Genomic DNA, 16271 nt, shown 5'->3' with positions numbered 1-16271 from the left:
GCCTCGCGACCCGAACCCGCGCAGCATGTGAGATGAAAGGTCCGCTGCACTTATGCTCGCTGCCGCTGCCGCTGCAGATCTCGACGACGGACCGCGGGCCAAAACGCCCGCGACCGAACGGATGTGCGCGGTCACACGGCAGGTCCGGCCGACCGGAGAACTGATCCGGTTCGTGGTCGGCCCGCAGGGCGAAGTGGTGGCCGATCTGAAGCGCAAGCTGCCCGGCCGCGGGCTGTGGGTGACGGCGTCGCGCGCGCTGGTGACGCAGGCGGTCCGCCGCCGCGTCTTCGCCAAAGGATTCAAGCGCGACGTCAAGGCGCCGGCGGATCTCGCCGACGCCATCGAGCGGCTGCTGGTGCGGTCGGCGCAGGATGCGCTGGCAATCACCGCCAAGGCCGGCCAGGTGGTCTGCGGCTTCGGCAAGGTCGAGACCGCGCTGAAGAACCGCGAGGCGGTCGCCCTGATCCACGCTGCCGACGGCGCTGCGGACGGAATCCGCAAGCTGGACGGGCTTTGTCGGCAAATCGACGGAGAGACCGCCGCAAGCCGCGATTTTCCTCGTCTCACCGCGCTCACATCCGAAGAATTGGATTTGGCATTGGGGCGGTCAAATGTGATACATGCTGCCGTGCTTGCGGGCTCGGCCGGACAAACATTCCTGTCGCGCTGCCAGATTCTGGTCCGATACCGGCTGGCGGATGACGGCGATGCCACTGCGGCTATTGCGGGAACGCCGATCAACACGCCGAAAGACGTTGCTGACGACGCCGCTGACGAAAGAGCTGCTGACGAAGTTCGTGCGAACGCGCACGACGTTGAAGGATTGGGACGACTGAATGGTTGATACGAAAACTCCTGGCGACAAGACTCTGACGATGCCGACCAAGACCTTGACGCTGAAGCCGCGCGTCGAGCAGGGCGTCGTGCGCCAGAGCTTCAGCCACGGCCGTAGCAAGCAGGTGGTGGTCGAAAAGCGCGGCAAGCGACGCATCGGCGGCGACGAGCCGGCCGCAGCGCCGGCGGCGCCCGAAGTGGCGAAGAAGCCCGCACCGGCGCCGGCTGCCCCGAGCCGGCAGCAGCAGTCGCGTCCGGCGCCGCAACAGTCGCGCAGCGGCATGGTGCTGCGAACCCTGACCGAGGACGAGCGCACCGCTCGCGCCACCGCGCTGGCCGACGCCCGCGTGCGCGAGATCGAGGAGCGCAAGCAGGCCGAGATCGAGGCGCAGCGCCGCGCCGAGCAGGAAAAGATCGACCGCGCCGAGCGCGAGGCCGCCGAGGCCCGCCGCAAGGCCGAGGAAGAGCGCCATCGCCACGAAGAGGAAGCCAAGCGCAAGGCCGAGACCGAGGCCAAGAAGCGGTTCGGCGACAGCGAGCCGGCCAAGAAGCCGGCCGACGCCACCGCCGCCTCGCCCGCCCGGCCCGCGACGACGACCGCGCGCACCACAACCACCACCACCGCGCGTCCGGCCACGCCGGGCGGTCGCCCGCCGGCGGTCGCCGCCGAAGCCGGCGACGACGACGAAGCGCCGCGGATGATCCGTCGTCCGGGCGGCCCCGCCCGTCCGGCGCCGCCGCCGAAGCAGCCCGCCGCCAAGCCGGGCGCCTCGAAGCAGCGCGGCCGCCTCACCGTCGTCACCGCGCTCAACGCGGACGACGTGCGCGAACGTTCGATCGCCTCGTTCCGTCGCCGGACCCAGCGGCTGAAGGGACACGCCTCGAACGAGCCGAAAGAAAAACTGGTGCGTGAAGTCGTCATTCCCGAAGTGATCGCCATCCAGGAACTCGCCAACCGCATGTCCGAGCGCGCGGTCGACGTGATCCGTCTGCTGATGAAGCAGGGCGCGATGCACAAGATCACCGACGTGATCGACGCCGATACCGCGCAGCTCATCGCCGAAGAACTGGGCCATACGGTCAAGCGCGTCGCCGCGTCCGACGTGGAAGAAGGCCTGTTCGACGTCGTCGACGATTCGACCGACACCGAGCCGCGCTCGCCGGTCGTGACCGTGATGGGCCACGTCGACCACGGCAAGACCTCGCTGCTCGACGCGCTGCGCCACGCCAACGTGGTGTCGGGCGAAGCCGGCGGCATCACCCAGCACATCGGCGCCTATCAGGTGACCTCGCCGGAAAGCGGCAAGAAGATCACCTTCATCGACACCCCCGGCCACGCCGCGTTCACCGCGATGCGCGCCCGCGGCGCCAAGGTCACCGACATCGTGATCCTGGTGGTGGCGGCCGACGACGGCGTGATGCCGCAGACCATCGAGGCGATCAATCACGCCAAGGCGGCCGGTGTTCCGATCATCGTGGCGATCAACAAGATCGACAAGCCGGACGCTCGTCCGGAGCGCGTCCGCACCGACCTGCTGCAGCACAACGTCCAGGTCGAATCGATGGGCGGCGATGTTGTCGACGTCGAGGTTTCGGCCAAGAACAAGATCAATCTCGACAAGCTGCTCGAGATGATCGCGCTGCAGGCCGAACTGCTCGAGCTGAAGACCAACACCCAGCGCCCCGCCGAAGGCACCGTGATCGAAGCCAAGCTCGACCGCGGCCGCGGCCCGGTCGCCACCGTGCTGGTCCAGCGCGGCACCCTGCGGGTCGGCGACATCATCGTGGCCGGCGCCGAGATGGGCCGGGTCCGCGCGCTGATCTCCGATCAGGGCGAGACCGTGCAGGAAGCCGGTCCGTCGGTGCCGGTCGAGGTGCTCGGCTTCAATGGCCCGCCCGAGGCCGGCGACCGCCTCGCGGTGGTCGAGAACGAAGCCCGCGCCCGTCAGATCACCGATTACCGCGCGCACCAGAAGCGAGAGAAGTCCGCAGCCACCACCTCCGGCATGCGCGGCTCGCTCGAGCAGATGATGACCCAGCTCAAGACTTCGGGCCGCAAGGACTTCCCGCTGATCGTCAAGGCGGACGTGCAGGGCTCGCTGGAAGCGATCCTCGGCTCGCTGGAAAAGCTCGGCACCGACGAGGTCGCCGCGCGTATCCTGCACGCCGGCGTCGGCGGCATCAGCGAGAGCGACGTCACGCTGGCGGAAGGCTTCAACGCCGTGATCCTCGGCTTCTCGGTCCGCGCCAACAAGGAGGCCGCTGCGGCCGCCAAGCGCAACGGCATCGAGATCCGCTACTACAACATCATCTACGATCTGGTGGATGATATTAAGAAGGCGATGAGCGGCCTGCTCGCGCCGACCCTGCGCGAAACCATGCTGGGCAACGCGCAGATCCTGGAGATCTTCAACATCTCCAAGGTCGGCAAGGTCGCCGGCTGCCGCGTCACCGACGGCACCGTCGAGCGCGGCGCCAATGTCCGCCTGATCCGCGACAACGTCGTGGTGCACGAAGGCAAGCTGTCGACCTTGAAGCGGTTCAAGGACGAAGTGAAGGAAGTCGTCGCCGGCCAGGAATGCGGCATGGCGTTCGAGAACTACACCGACATGCGGGCCGGCGACATCATCGAGTGCTACCGCGTCGAGACCATCCAGCGCTCGCTGTAAGTCCGATTCTTACAGGCGAGACGTAGCGGCTCATCTTTCGAGACGCCCGGCCGTGCTCTGCGAGCGCCGCCGGGCTGCTCGGGATGGGACAACGGCCTGAGACCAGGTGGCCCGATCCCAGGTGATCGGAGCCTCATCAATCACAGCCCTCATGGTGAGGAGCGCAGTCGTTTCGACTGCGCCTCGCCAGCCATGAGAATATTGGAAATCGAGCAATGTCGCGCCATCACCAGAAGAGCTCCCCGTCCGGCGGTTCGACCCGCTCGCTGCGCGTCGGCGAACTCGTGCGCCACGCCGTGGCGGAGATTCTCAGCCAGGGGGGCGTCCACGATCCGGTGCTTGAAAGCCACCTCGTGACCGTTCCCGAAGTGCGGATGTCGCCCGACCTCAAGCTCGCGACGATCTACGTGATGCCGCTCGGCGGTCGCGACGAGAAGCTGGTGCTGGACGCGCTCGAACACCACAAGCGCTTCCTGCGCGGCGAGATCGCCCACCGCGTCGCCCTCAAATTCGCCCCAGACATCCGCTTCCGCATCGACGAACGTTTCGCCGAGGCCGAGCGGATCGACCGGCTGCTGCGCTCGCCGGCAGTCCAGAAAGACCTCGAACCGGATTCGGACCAGGATTGATGACCGTGACCACCCCCGACGCTTTGCTTGCCCCGCACGACGCGCAGCAGGACGCCGCCGCCACCCCCACCGCGATGCCGGACCGCAAGCCGCGCGACAACAATGACCCGCGCAACGGCGGCCGCGGCGGCGGCAAGCAGCCGCGCCGCGACAAGCGCGACGTTCACGGCTGGGTGGTGATGGACAAGCCGATCGGCATGACCTCGACCCAGGCGGTCGCGGTGGTGAAGCGACTGTTCTCGGCCAAGCGCGCCGGCCACGCCGGCACCCTCGACCCGCTCGCCTCGGGCGGGCTGCCGATCGCGATGGGCGAAGCCACCAAGACGGTTCCGTTCGTGATGGACGGCCGCAAGCGCTACCGCTTCACGGTCGCTTGGGGCGAGGAACGGGATACCGACGACACCGAAGGCCGGGCAGTCGCGACCAGCGCCGAGCGGCCGACCGCAGAGGCGATCATGGCCCTGCTGCCGCGCTTCACCGGGGTGATCGAGCAGATTCCGCCGCAATATTCAGCCGTGAAGATCCAGGGCGAGCGCGCCTACGACCTGGCGCGCGACGGCGAGGTGGTGCCCCTTGTGGCCCGCCCGGTCGAGATTCACGAACTGACCCTGGTCGAGCACCATGATACCGGTCAATCGGTATTCGAAGCGGAATGCGGCAAAGGTACCTACGTCCGCGCGCTCGCCCGTGACATGGGCCGGCTGCTCGGCTGCTACGGCCATATCTGCGCCCTGCGCCGCACCCTGGTCGGTCCGTTCGACGAGGCGGACATGATTCCGCTGGAAGAATTGCAGGCTTTGTGCGATAGAGCCGCGTCCGGCGAGGGTAGCCTCGCCGACGCGCTGCTGCCCGTTGAGACCGCGCTGGACGACATCCCGGCACTGGCCGTCACACGGGCTGATGCGGCAAGACTCCATCGGGGTCAGGCCGTTTTGTTGCGCGGACGGGATGCGCCTCATTGTAGCGGCACAGTCTATGTCACGGTGGCAGGCCGGCTTCTGGCCCTCGCCGAAGTCGGCAATGGCGAGCTCATCCCCAAGCGCGTGTTCAACCTCACCGGGCTGACTGCCAGCCCGAGTCTCAAAGAAAGTCACTGACGATGTCGATTGCCGCAGAACGCAAAGCGGAAGTCATCAAGACCAACGCCACCAAGGCCGGTGATACCGGCTCGCCCGAGGTTCAGGTCGCGATCCTGTCGGAACGCATTGCCAACCTCACCGCGCACTTCAAGACTCACACCAAGGACAACCACTCGCGCCGTGGTCTCCTGAAGCTGGTGTCGACCCGCCGTTCGCTTCTCGACTACGTCAAGAAGAAGGACGAGGCGCGCTACAAGGCGCTGCTCGAGAAGCACGGTATCCGTCGCTGATCGACCGGTCGTCAGGCCGCGGCTGACGGATGCGCGACGACGCGTCCGCCAGCGCCCGGTCCAACTTTTCGTGCCGGCGAGTCTTCGTCCGCCGGTACGCTTTGCCCCAGCCGCACTCCGGCGGTTGGGCACGACACGGGCTCTATGCCCAGCCGCGCGGAATGCGAGACCAAAAAGGTCTGCTTCCGCACCCGGGAGGGTTGAACGCCATTTCCCACCTCGAGACCATGGCAGGATCGCCGGACGCTGCTCGCGCATAAATCGCCAGCGTCTCGCCGTCTTGGCATGGTCTTTTGGTATTTGGCGTCTGCTTTTTCCGGGATCCGATGAAAGAAGGATCCGATGTTCAATATCCATTCCGTGGAAATCGATTGGGGCGGGCGCCCCCTCAAGCTCGAGACCGGCAAGGTCGCGCGTCAGGCCGACGGCGCCGTCGTCGCCACCTACGGCGAGACCGTGGTGCTTGCCACCGTCGTCGCCGCCAAGGCGCCGCGCGAAGGCGTCGACTTCCTGCCGCTGACCGTCGACTATCAGGAGAAGGCCTACGCGGCCGGCCGGATTCCCGGCGGCTATTTCAAGCGCGAGGGCCGTCCGACCGAGAAGGAGACGCTGGTCTCCCGCCTGATCGACCGTCCGATCCGTCCGCTGTTCGCCGACGGCTGGCGCAACGAGACCCAGGTGATCGTGACCGTGCTGTCGCACGACATGGAAAACGATCCGGACGTGCTGGCGATGGTCGCCGCCTCGGCTGCGCTGACGCTGTCCGGAGCGCCGTTCCGGGGCCCGATCGGCGCCGCTCGCGTCGGCTTCATCAACGACGAATACGTGCTCAACCCGGTGCTCGACGAGATGGCCGAAACCCAGCTCGAGCTGGTGGTGGCCGGCACCGCCGACGCGGTGCTGATGGTCGAGTCGGAAGCCAAGGAGCTGTCTGAAGAGATCATGCTCGGCGCGGTGATGTTCGGTCACCGGCACTTCCAGCCGGTGATCGACGCGATCATCGAGCTGGCCGAAAAGGCCGCCAAGGAGCCGCGCGAGCTGATCGAGATCGACAATTCGGCGATCGAGAAGGAAATGCTCGGCCTGATCGAGCAGGAGCTGCGCGCCGCCTACGCGATTCCGGTCAAGCAGGAGCGCTACGCAGCGGTCGGCAAGGTCAAGGAAAAGGCGCTCGCGCACTTCTTCCCCGAAGGCCAGGAGCCGAAATACGACAAGCTGCGCATTGCGGGCGTGTTCAAGGAGCTCGAGGCCAAGATCGTTCGCTGGAACATCCTCGACACCGGCAAGCGCATCGACGGCCGTGACAGCAAGACTGTCCGTAGCATTCTGGCCCAGGCCGGCGTGCTGCCGCGCGCCCATGGTTCGGCGCTGTTCACCCGCGGTGAAACCCAGGCGCTGGTCGTGACCACGCTCGGCACCGGCGAAGACGAGCAGTATGTCGACTCGCTGGCCGGAACGTACAAAGAGACGTTCCTGCTGCACTACAATTTCCCGCCCTACTCGGTCGGCGAGACCGGCCGCCTCGGCGGCACCAAGCGCCGCGAGATCGGCCACGGCAAGCTGGCGTGGCGCGCGATCCATCCTGTGCTGCCGCCGCATCACGAGTTCCCCTACACCATCCGCGTCGTCTCCGAGATCACCGAGTCGAACGGCTCGTCCTCGATGGCGTCGGTGTGCGGCGCCTCGCTGGCGCTGATGGACGCGGGCGTGCCGCTGAAGCGGCCGACCGCGGGCATCGCGATGGGTCTGATCCTGGAAGGCGAGCGGTTCGCGGTGCTGAGCGACATCCTCGGCGACGAGGATCATCTCGGCGACATGGACTTCAAGGTGGCCGGCACCGAGCAGGGCATCACCTCGCTGCAGATGGACATCAAGATCGCCGGCATCACCGAAGAGATCATGAAGGTGGCGCTCGGCCAGGCCAAGGACGGCCGCATCCACATCCTGGGTGAGATGTCCAAGGCGCTCGACCGCGCCCGCGCCGAGCTCGGCGAACACGCGCCGCGGATCGAGACCTTCAAGATCCCGACCGACAAGATCCGTGAAGTGATCGGCACCGGCGGCAAGGTGATCCGCGAGATCGTCGAAAAGACCGGCGCGAAGGTCAACATCGAGGACGACGGCACCGTGAAGGTGGCGTCCAGCGACGGCGAATCGATCAAGGCCGCGATCAAGTGGATCAAGTCGATCGCTTCCGATCCGGAAGTCGGCGAGATCTACGAAGGCACCGTCGTCAAGGTGATGGAGTTCGGCGCCTTCGTGAACTTCTTCGGCGCCAAGGACGGTCTGGTGCACATCAGCCAGCTCGCCGCCGGCCGCGTGCAGAAGACCTCCGACGTCGTCAAGGAAGGCGACAAGGTCAAGGTCAAGCTGCTCGGCTTCGACGACCGCGGCAAGACCCGGCTGTCGATGAAGGTGGTCGATCAGGCCACCGGCGAAGACCTCGAAGCCAAGCAGAAGGCGGAAGCCAAGACCGAAGGCGACGCGCCCGCGCAGGCCGCCGGCGAATAATCGACTGCGGCGCGCTGCGCCGCAGCAGCTCGACCGAGAAGCGCAGGGGCGGCCGCAACGCTGCCCCTGTTTGTTTGTGCGGCCGACATTCTGGTTCGGCGGCCGACTCTGTGCGACTCTGCCGCACGGTAAGGCGTTTGCCGCTGGAACCTCCGCCTGTCCCCGCGCGTAGATTCGGCCGGCGCCGTTGCCGTTACGGAGGATCCCATGTCGTTGCTGTCCCGACGCCGTCTGATGATCGCCGCCACCGGATTGGTTGCAGTTGCAGTGGCCGCCGCCCCGCGGCTGGTGTTCGCCCAGGGTCCGGCCGCCCCCCCGGATGGGCCGTTCAAACTGCCGCCGCTGCCGTATCCGGCCACGGCGCTGCAGCCGCATATCGATGCCCGCACGATGGAGATCCACCACGGCAAGCATCACCAAGCCTACGTCACGGCGATGAACAACTTCGCCAAGGATCATCCCAAGCTGGCCGAAACCCCGGTGCCGGACCTGCTGGCAAGGCTCGGCGACGTGCCGGAGGCGATTCGCGCCGGCGTGCGCAACAATCTCGGCGGCCACGCCAACCACAGCATGTTCTGGCAGATCATGGGCCCGGACGGCGGCAAGCCGGCCGGCGAGGTGCTGGCCGCGATCGACCGCGATCTCGGCGGCATGGAGAAATTCCAGTCCGACTTCAACGCCGCCGGCGGCCGCCAATTCGGCTCCGGCTGGGTGTTCGTCACCGTGACCAAGGACGGCAAGCTCGCGATCGAGGCGCGGCCGAATCAGGATACGCCGCTGATGGACGGCAAGCGCGTGTTGCTCGGCAACGACGTCTGGGAGCACGCCTATTACCTGAACTACCAGAATCGCCGCGCCGACTATCTCAAGGCTTGGTGGAATACCGTGAACTGGACCAAGGTCGGCGAGCGCTACGCCGCCGCCAAAGCGGGCACCCTCGGCATCTGAGTCTCCCGATCGCACCGCCCGAACGGTCGATCCTTGAGGCGGACGCGACAAGAAAGCAGCTCAGGAAGAGGTGGTTCTCATTCCGGTTCCGATTCTATCAGAACAGGAATTCGCCTCTGGGCGGGGACGTTGGGTATGCGGGCGACGCTGGTATTCGGGCGCAAACGGCTCGGCCGTTCTTCATCGCGACTGAGTGTCGCGAATCGGCCTCGTACCATTCCGAGTGAGGGCGCACGCATGGCGTGCATGACCGCGGATGCGGCTGCAAAAATATCCTCGAGGTTGTATAGTCAGGCAGTTCAGTACCGCGAACGTCGAATTACTTAAATCGGCGAAACGGCGATGCGCAAACTGAGCGTCGATCGTGCGATTTGGACTAGCTGAAATTTAAACTTCGGACGTGAGATTGGTGCGGGCAGCGATTGATCTGCATTTGCAGGCGCGTGGCTCTCACACATCTCGTCCTAGTCCGACGTATCGAACCCGAGGTATCCAGCATGTTCTCGTTCTCCCGGCGCAGCGCCAGCACGGCTTCTCCAGCGGCGGTGCTCGATGCTCTGGACCGTTCGCAGGCGATGATCGAGTTCGACCTCGAAGGCAACGTGATCGACGCCAACGACAACTTCCTCGCCGCGCTGGGCTACTCGCTGGCGGAGATCAAGGGAAAACATCACCGGATGTTCGTCGATCCGGCCGAGCAAGGTAGCGCGGCCTATCGCGAGTTCTGGACCGCACTCCGCGCCGGACAGTTCCAGTCCGGCGAATTTCATCGCATCGGCAAGGGCGGCCGCGAGGTCTGGATTCAGGCGTCCTACAACCCGATCCTCGACAAGAGCGGCAAGCCGACCGGCGTCGTGAAGTTCGCAGCCGACATCACCGCAGCGAAGACCCATTCGCTGGAGGATGCCGGCAAGCTCACGGCAATCGACCGTGCGCAGGCGGTGATCGAATTCGCCATGGACGGCACCATCCTCACCGCCAACGACAACTTTCTCGCCGCGATCGGTTACTCGCTCGCCGAGATCAAGGGCAAGCACCACAGCATGTTTGTCGAGCCGGCGGTGCGTGAGAGCCGCGACTATCGCGAATTCTGGGAGCGGCTCAATCGCGGCGAGTACTTCCCCGGCGAATTCAAGCGGATCGGCAAGGGCGGCAGGGAGATCTGGATTCTGGCGTCCTACAACCCGATCCTCGATGCTCGCGGCAAGCCGTTCAAAGTGGTGAAATATGCCACCGATGTCACCGCGCAGAAGCTGAAGAACGCCGACTTCTCCGGCCAGATCGATGCGATCCGCAAATCGCAGGCGGTGATCGAATTCAGCATCGACGGTACGGTGCTGGACGCCAACGACAACTTCCTGCACGCGCTCGGCTACTCGCTGGCCGAGATCAAGGGTGGGCATCACAGCATGTTCGTCGATCCCGCCGAGCGCGAAGGCGCTGCGTATCGGGCGTTCTGGGCGGCGCTCGGCCGCGGCGAGTATCAGGCCGGCGAATACAAGCGGATCGGCAAGGGCGGCAAGGAAGTCTGGATTCAGGCGTCCTACAACCCGATCCTCGACCTCAACGGTCGCCCCTTCAAGGTCGTGAAATACGCCACCGACACCACCCGTCAGGTGCTCATCCGGATGGGCAATGAACGCGTCCGCGCCATGATGGAATCGGTGGCGGCCGGCGCGGAGGAACTGAACGCGTCGGTCCGCGAAATTTCCGAAGCAATGACCAAGTCGCGGCAGACGGCGCTGGCCGCGGTCGGCGAGGTCGACGCGGCCGATGCCCAGGCCAACCAGCTCAACGACGCCGCGCAGGCGATGAGCGGCATCGTCGAACTGATCAATCACATCACCGGCCAGATCAACCTGCTGGCGCTCAACGCCACGATCGAGTCGGCCCGAGCGGGTGAGGCCGGACGCGGCTTCGCGGTGGTGGCCGCGGAGGTGAAGAACCTCGCCAATCAGGCCAAGCAGGCGACCGACAAGATCGGCAGCGAGATCGGCAACCTGACCGGCATCTCGGGGGATGTCGTCGGCGCGCTCGGCAAGATCAAGAGTGCGATCCAGAACGTCAGCGAGTACGTCAATTCGACCGCCGCCGCCGTCGAGGAGCAGAGCACGGTGACCAATGAGATGTCGTCGAGCATGCAGCGTGCCGCCAATGAGGCGGCCGCGATCGCGGCCGGCTGAGCGAAGGACTCAGGCGACCGCCGCCTCGACCTGAGCCTCGCCGCAGATTCCCCGCTTCACCACCTCGCCGAACGCCTCGAAATCACCGCGGCGCGGCGAGGTCTTGCGGAAGATCAGGCCGACGCTGCGGCCCGGCTGCGGCCGCTTCAGCCGGAGGAATTTCACCCGCGAATCGCGCCACTCTACCTCGGCGGCGATCTGCGGGATCAGCGTGATACCATAGCCGCCGGCGACCATCTGGATCACCGTGGTGAGGCTGGAGGCGCCGAAGCTGGCGCTGCCGGCACTTCCCATCTGAATGCCGCGGTTGCGCGCGGTCGCGCAGAACGCCAGCGCCTGGTCGCGCAGGCAGTGACCGTCTTCGAGCAGGATCAGCCGCGACTGGTCGATCTCCTCGACCCCGATCGGCTCGTTTTCGGAGCGCGGATCGTCGGCCGGAACCGCGAGCAGGAATGGATCGTCGAACAGCGGCAGCGCGGCGAGATCGGAATGACCGGCGGGCAGCGCCAGCAGGGCGGCGTCGAGCACGCCACTGACCACGTCGGCGACCAGTTGCCGGGTCTGGCTTTCGCGCAGTTCCAGCCGCAATTCCGGGAAACCCTGCTGCAGCAGCGGCAGCACCTTCGGCAGCAGATATGGCGCCAGCGACGGGATCACCCCGAGGCTGAGCCGGCCGGTGAGCGGCCTGGACCGGTGGCGGGCGAAATCCACCAGGTCGCGGGTCGCCGCCAGCACCTCTTCGGCGCGGCGCGCGATTTCCCGGCCGATATCGGTGAGGAGCACCTCGCCGGGCCGGCGTTCGACCACCTTGATTCCCAGCGTCCGCTCCAGCTCGGCGATCTGCATCGACAGCGCCGGCTGGGTGACCGAGCAGGCATCGGCGGCGCGGCCGAAATGGCCGTGCCGCGCCAGGGCGGAAAGATAGCGAAGCTGACGCAGGGAGATCATACGATCAGTTTATCTGATCGCCTGGCAGAATCAAATCGACTGGACCTGATCGTAGAACTGATCCAAAGTTCGCAAGCCGGCCCGGGACGCAACTTCCGGGTGTGCAACGGCCAACACAACACATTCACCCCAGGAGCAACGCCGCGGGCGACCCCCGTGCCCGCGGCGTTCAACTTGATCGCGGCTCTGCCGGCGTCATGAAACCTTCCCAGGACGCCACCACACTGAGCCGGGAAGAAACTGCAAAGCGAGATCGGAGAAGACACCATGGACGCAAAGACGGATGACAAGGGCGCAGGCAAGTGCCCGTTCTCGGGCGGCAGCCGCGGCCACCGCAACCGTGACTGGTGGCCGGATCAGCTCGACATTTCGGTGCTGCACAACAACTCGAAGAAGTCCGACCCGATGGGTGCGGCGTTCGACTACGCCGAAGAATTCAAGAAGCTCGATCTGGAGGCGGTGAAGAAGGATCTTCACGCGCTGATGACCGATTCGCAGGAGTGGTGGCCGGCCGATTTCGGCCACTATGGCGGCCTGTTCATCCGCATGGCCTGGCACTCGGCCGGCACCTATCGGATCACCGACGGCCGCGGCGGCGCCGGCGCCGGACAGCAGCGCTTCGCGCCGCTGAACTCGTGGCCGGACAACGCCAATCTCGACAAGGCCCGCCGGCTGCTGTGGCCGATCAAGCAGAAATACGGCCGCAAGATCTCGTGGGCCGACCTGATGGTGCTGACCGGCAACGTCGCGCTGGAGTCGATGGGCTTCAAGACCTTCGGCTTCGCCGGCGGCCGCGCCGACGTCTGGGAGCCGGAAGAGCTGTATTGGGGCCCAGAGGGCACCTGGCTGGGCGACGAGCGCTATTCGGGCGAGCGACAGCTCTCCGAGCCGCTCGGCGCCGTGCAGATGGGTCTGATCTACGTCAACCCGGAAGGCCCGAACGGCAACCCCGATCCGGTCGCCGCCGCCAAGGACATCCGCGAGACATTCTATCGCATGGCGATGAACGACGAAGAGACCGTGGCGCTGATCGCCGGCGGCCACACCTTCGGCAAGACTCACGGTGCCGGCGATCCCTCGCTGATCGGACCGGCTCCGGAAGGCGGGCTGCTCGAGGAGCAGGGCCTCGGCTGGACCAGCAAGTTCGGCACTGGCTTCGGCGCCGACGCCATCACCGGCGGCCCGGAAGTGATCTGGACGACCACGCCGACCAAGTGGAGCAACAACTTCTTCTGGAATCTGTTCGGCTACGAGTGGGAGCTGGAGCAGAGCCCGGCCGGCGCCAAGCAGTGGCGCGCCAAGGGCGCGGGCGCGACGATTCCGGATCCGTTCGATCCGGAAAAGAAGCACGTGCCGAAGATGCTCACCACCGACCTGTCGCTGCGCTTCGATCCGATCTACGAGAAGATCTCGCGCCGCTTCATGGAGAATCCTGATCAGTTCGCGGACGCGTTCGCCCGCGCCTGGTTCAAACTGACGCATCGCGACATGGGGCCGCGCGTGCGCTACCTCGGCCCGGAAGTGCCGAAGGAAGAGCTGATCTGGCAGGATCCGATCCCGGCGGTCGACCACGAGCTGGTCAGCGACGCCGACATCGAAGCGCTGAAGGCGAAGATCCTCGCCTCTGGTCTGTCGGTATCACAGCTCGTCTCCACCGCGTGGGCGTCGGCTTCGACCTTCCGCGGCTCGGATAAGCGCGGCGGCGCCAATGGTGCGCGCATCCGGCTTGCTCCGCAGAAGGACTGGGAGGTCAACCACCCGGCCGAGCTGGCGCAGGTGCTCGGCAAGCTCGAAGCGATCCAGGCCGAATTCAACGGCGCGCAGCAGGACGGCAAGAAGATCTCGCTCGCCGACCTGATCGTGCTCGGCGGCGCCGCGGCTGTCGAAAAGGCAGCCAAGGACGCCGGCACCGCTGTCAAGGTGCCGTTCACCCCGGGCCGGATGGACGCCTCGGAGGAGCAGACCGACGCCGAGTCGTTCAAGGTGCTGGAGCCGCGGGCCGACGGCTTCCGCAACTACATCAACACCAAGCGGCACCAGTTCATGCATCCGGAAGAGGCGCTGGTCGACAGGGCTCAGCTCCTCACCCTCACCGGTCCGGAACTGACGGTGCTGGTCGGCGGCCTGCGCGTGCTCGGCGCCAACTACGAGCACTCGACCCACGGCGTGTTGACCGAGCGACCGGAGAAGCTGACCAACGACTTCTTCGTCAACCTGCTCGACATGGGCACGAAGTGGACCAAGGCGAGCGGCGAGGTCGAGATCTACGAAGGCCGCGACCGCAAGACCAACGAGCTGCGCTGGACCGGCACCCGGGTCGATCTGATCTTCGGCTCGCACTCCCAGCTCCGCGCCTTGGCCGAGGTGTATGCGTGCTCGGATGCGCAGGAGAAGTTCGTCGCCGACTTCGTGGCAGCCTGGACCAAGGTCATGAACGCCGACCGGTTCGACATCGTCGCCAACAAGCAGGCGGCCTGATCGACGCCGAGACAGCCATCAACGACCAGGAAAGGGCGCCCCTGGCAGGCTGTGTGAGAACTGAACGAGTCGGTTAGACTGGGCCGCATCGGCAACGGTGCGGCCTTTTCCATGAGCTATGTTCGCGGCGAAGATCGGATGCAGGCGTCGCTTGTGCCTGCGGCGGTGGAAGAATACGTGGCGGCAGACGCGCCGGTCCGGGTGATTGACGCCTTTGTCGACGGGCTGGATGTGAAGGGACTCGGGTTCGGCCGATCGGTGCCGGCGACGATGGGCCGCCCGTCTTACGATCCGCGGGACCTGCTGAAGCTCTATCTCCACGGCTACTTGAATGAGGTCCGCTCCTCGCGCCGGCTGGAAATGCCTGCTGGCAGCCGCCGCCCAGAACATCAAGAAGATTGCCCTCGCACTGACTCCCGGGCCGATTCCGGTGCCAGGCTGACACAGCCGGCGCTGCGCCACTCGCCAAAGACAAAACCCCGCCGAAAATCGACGGGGTTTGTCAGCGGTCTGAGGCTCCGGAAAACCGGAGCCTTCGACTTTTCACACGGCCTGCCGCAGGCCGCCCTTTTCGTTTGCCGTGTTGGCGCCCGGCGCCGGTGATTACTTCAGCGACGCCGTCTTGCCGGTCGCCACGGTCAGCACCGATCCGTCCTCCAGGCTGATCCGATAGATTTCGCGCAGCACGTTGCCGGCGAAGCCGATCTCGACGATCGACACGGTCTTGAAGGTGGTGTCGATGCCGTTCGGAAGGATCTGGTCGAACTCCTTCGCGGCCTGATTCATCTGCGCCTGCAGTTCGGGCGTGAACTTCGCCATGCTGTAAACCAGCGTGGTGTGCGGATTGTGCGAGCGCTGCTCCTTGCCGTCCTTGACGACGTTGACCCCGCTCACACCGACGGTGCGGACCAGATCCTTGGCGGCGTCGCCCATCGCCGCATAGACCGGGCCGGTGCAGCGCGGCAGCGGTCCGTCGCGCAGCGGCGTCAGCGCGGCGGTCGCGGTCGTGTTGAACGCCATCATCTGTTCGAAGCTGTCACCTTCCTTGACCACGCCGAGATCGAGCCACCACGGATGCCCGGCGCCCTTGGCCGCCTCGGTGGTGTAGAACTTCTTCAGCGTGACCTGCAGCACCGGGGGCAGCTTCGGCATCGCCGCCAGCATCTTTTCCGGCGTCGACGGGTCGGCGCTGTGAACGTGCACCACGGTCACGTGCGGGATGTTGAACGTCTGCGCCTCGGTATCGAGCTTGGCGATCAGCAGCTTCTCCTTCAGCGGTCCGCGGATCGTGGCGTCGAGGACGTCGTTGACGCTGGTCGGCAGTGTGTAGACCAGTCCGAAGGTCCGGGCATGGTCGCGGAAGCCCGATTTCGACAGGGAGCTGTTGTCGATCGGGCCGTCGGCCGCGGCCGCGAGGTTGATCGAGGCCGTCACCGCGATCAGAGCGGTGGCGAGCGAGGTCAGCAGGCTGTTGCGCATGAAGAGTTCCTTCGTCTGGTTGAGGCGATCGAGTCCTGCGATCGCAGGCAGCCGGCCGTTGGCCTCAGCCAGCGACCCGCATCGACCGTTGATGTGGATCAATCCAGGGCGGATTACCCGCGCAGCATGACAGGCTTGTTTCACGCCGCCGCCTCGGCGTGAGGCGCACTGTCGCAGTGCCGCGTCGTCCGAACGCGGCTCGCGACCTGCGGGACGGCGCGCC

At 66.0% G+C, this 16271-nt stretch carries 11 protein-coding genes and 1 pseudogene; 10 read left to right on the top strand and 2 right to left on the bottom strand.

Going from position 1 to position 16271, the window contains the following annotated elements; translation table 11 throughout:
- Window positions 1-52 precede the first annotated feature (52 nt).
- The 8 genes from FLL57_RS21875 (at window position 53) to FLL57_RS21840 (ending at window position 11143) form a co-directional block, all read left to right on the top strand.
- The gene (locus tag FLL57_RS21875; RefSeq protein ID WP_142884003.1) at window positions 53-844 is read left to right on the top strand and encodes an RNA-binding protein; all 792 of its coding nucleotides are present in this window, start codon (window positions 53-55) and stop codon (window positions 842-844) included.
- Window positions 837-3503, top strand: coding sequence for a translation initiation factor IF-2 (gene infB / locus FLL57_RS21870; protein ID WP_013500029.1), 2667 nt, complete (start codon window positions 837-839; stop codon window positions 3501-3503). The genes FLL57_RS21875 and infB overlap by 8 nt, the downstream gene beginning before the upstream one ends.
- Window positions 3504-3718: 215 nt before the next feature.
- Complete coding sequence (gene rbfA / locus FLL57_RS21865; RefSeq protein ID WP_013500030.1) at window positions 3719-4132, top strand: 30S ribosome-binding factor RbfA; 414 nt, start codon at window positions 3719-3721, stop codon at window positions 4130-4132.
- Window positions 4132-5229 carry a tRNA pseudouridine(55) synthase TruB gene (gene truB / locus FLL57_RS21860; RefSeq protein WP_013500031.1) on the top strand — a complete coding sequence of 366 codons (1098 nt, stop codon included), beginning with the start codon at window positions 4132-4134 and terminating at the stop codon, window positions 5227-5229. The genes rbfA and truB overlap by 1 nt, the downstream gene beginning before the upstream one ends.
- 2 nt (window positions 5230-5231) lie before the next feature.
- Window positions 5232-5501, top strand: coding sequence for a 30S ribosomal protein S15 (gene rpsO, locus FLL57_RS21855; RefSeq protein WP_013500032.1), 270 nt, complete (start codon window positions 5232-5234; stop codon window positions 5499-5501).
- A gap of 342 nt (window positions 5502-5843) precedes the next feature.
- A complete protein-coding gene (gene pnp / locus FLL57_RS21850; protein ID WP_142884002.1) occupies window positions 5844-8012 on the top strand; it encodes a polyribonucleotide nucleotidyltransferase in 2169 nt (722 codons plus the stop codon).
- Window positions 8013-8219: 207 nt separating this feature from the next.
- Complete coding sequence (locus tag FLL57_RS21845; protein ID WP_142884001.1) at window positions 8220-8960, top strand: superoxide dismutase; 741 nt, start codon at window positions 8220-8222, stop codon at window positions 8958-8960.
- A gap of 497 nt (window positions 8961-9457) precedes the next feature.
- The gene (locus FLL57_RS21840; protein ID WP_142884000.1) at window positions 9458-11143 is read left to right on the top strand and encodes a methyl-accepting chemotaxis protein; all 1686 of its coding nucleotides are present in this window, start codon (window positions 9458-9460) and stop codon (window positions 11141-11143) included.
- A gap of 9 nt (window positions 11144-11152) precedes the next feature.
- On the opposite strand, the gene FLL57_RS21835 is transcribed toward FLL57_RS21840, so the two are convergent.
- Window positions 11153-12091, bottom strand: a complete 939-nt coding sequence (locus tag FLL57_RS21835; protein ID WP_142883999.1) for a LysR substrate-binding domain-containing protein — start codon at window positions 12089-12091, stop codon at window positions 11153-11155.
- A gap of 267 nt (window positions 12092-12358) precedes the next feature.
- Here FLL57_RS21835 and katG point away from each other — a divergent pair, with 267 nt between their 5' ends.
- Together katG and FLL57_RS23710 are read left to right on the top strand one after the other, a co-directional pair.
- Window positions 12359-14569: a catalase/peroxidase HPI gene (gene katG / locus FLL57_RS21830; protein ID WP_142883998.1), complete on the top strand. Its 2211-nt coding sequence runs from the start codon at window positions 12359-12361 to the stop codon at window positions 14567-14569.
- Between the two features lie 111 nt (window positions 14570-14680).
- Window positions 14681-14890 (top strand): annotated as a pseudogene (locus FLL57_RS23710) (IS5/IS1182 family transposase); the annotation flags it as partial.
- Window positions 14891-15172: 282 nt separating this feature from the next.
- Here the strand turns inward: FLL57_RS23710 and FLL57_RS21820 are convergent.
- Window positions 15173-16048: a hypothetical protein gene (locus tag FLL57_RS21820; protein WP_013500038.1), complete on the bottom strand. Its 876-nt coding sequence runs from the start codon at window positions 16046-16048 to the stop codon at window positions 15173-15175.
- Window positions 16049-16271: the final 223 nt, after the last annotated feature.

Source organism: Rhodopseudomonas palustris (assembly GCF_007005445.1).
GTDB lineage: Bacteria > Pseudomonadota > Alphaproteobacteria > Rhizobiales > Xanthobacteraceae > Rhodopseudomonas > Rhodopseudomonas palustris_G.
Note: the sequence above shows the minus strand (reverse complement) of the source record. Positions and strands in the feature narration are given on the sequence as shown.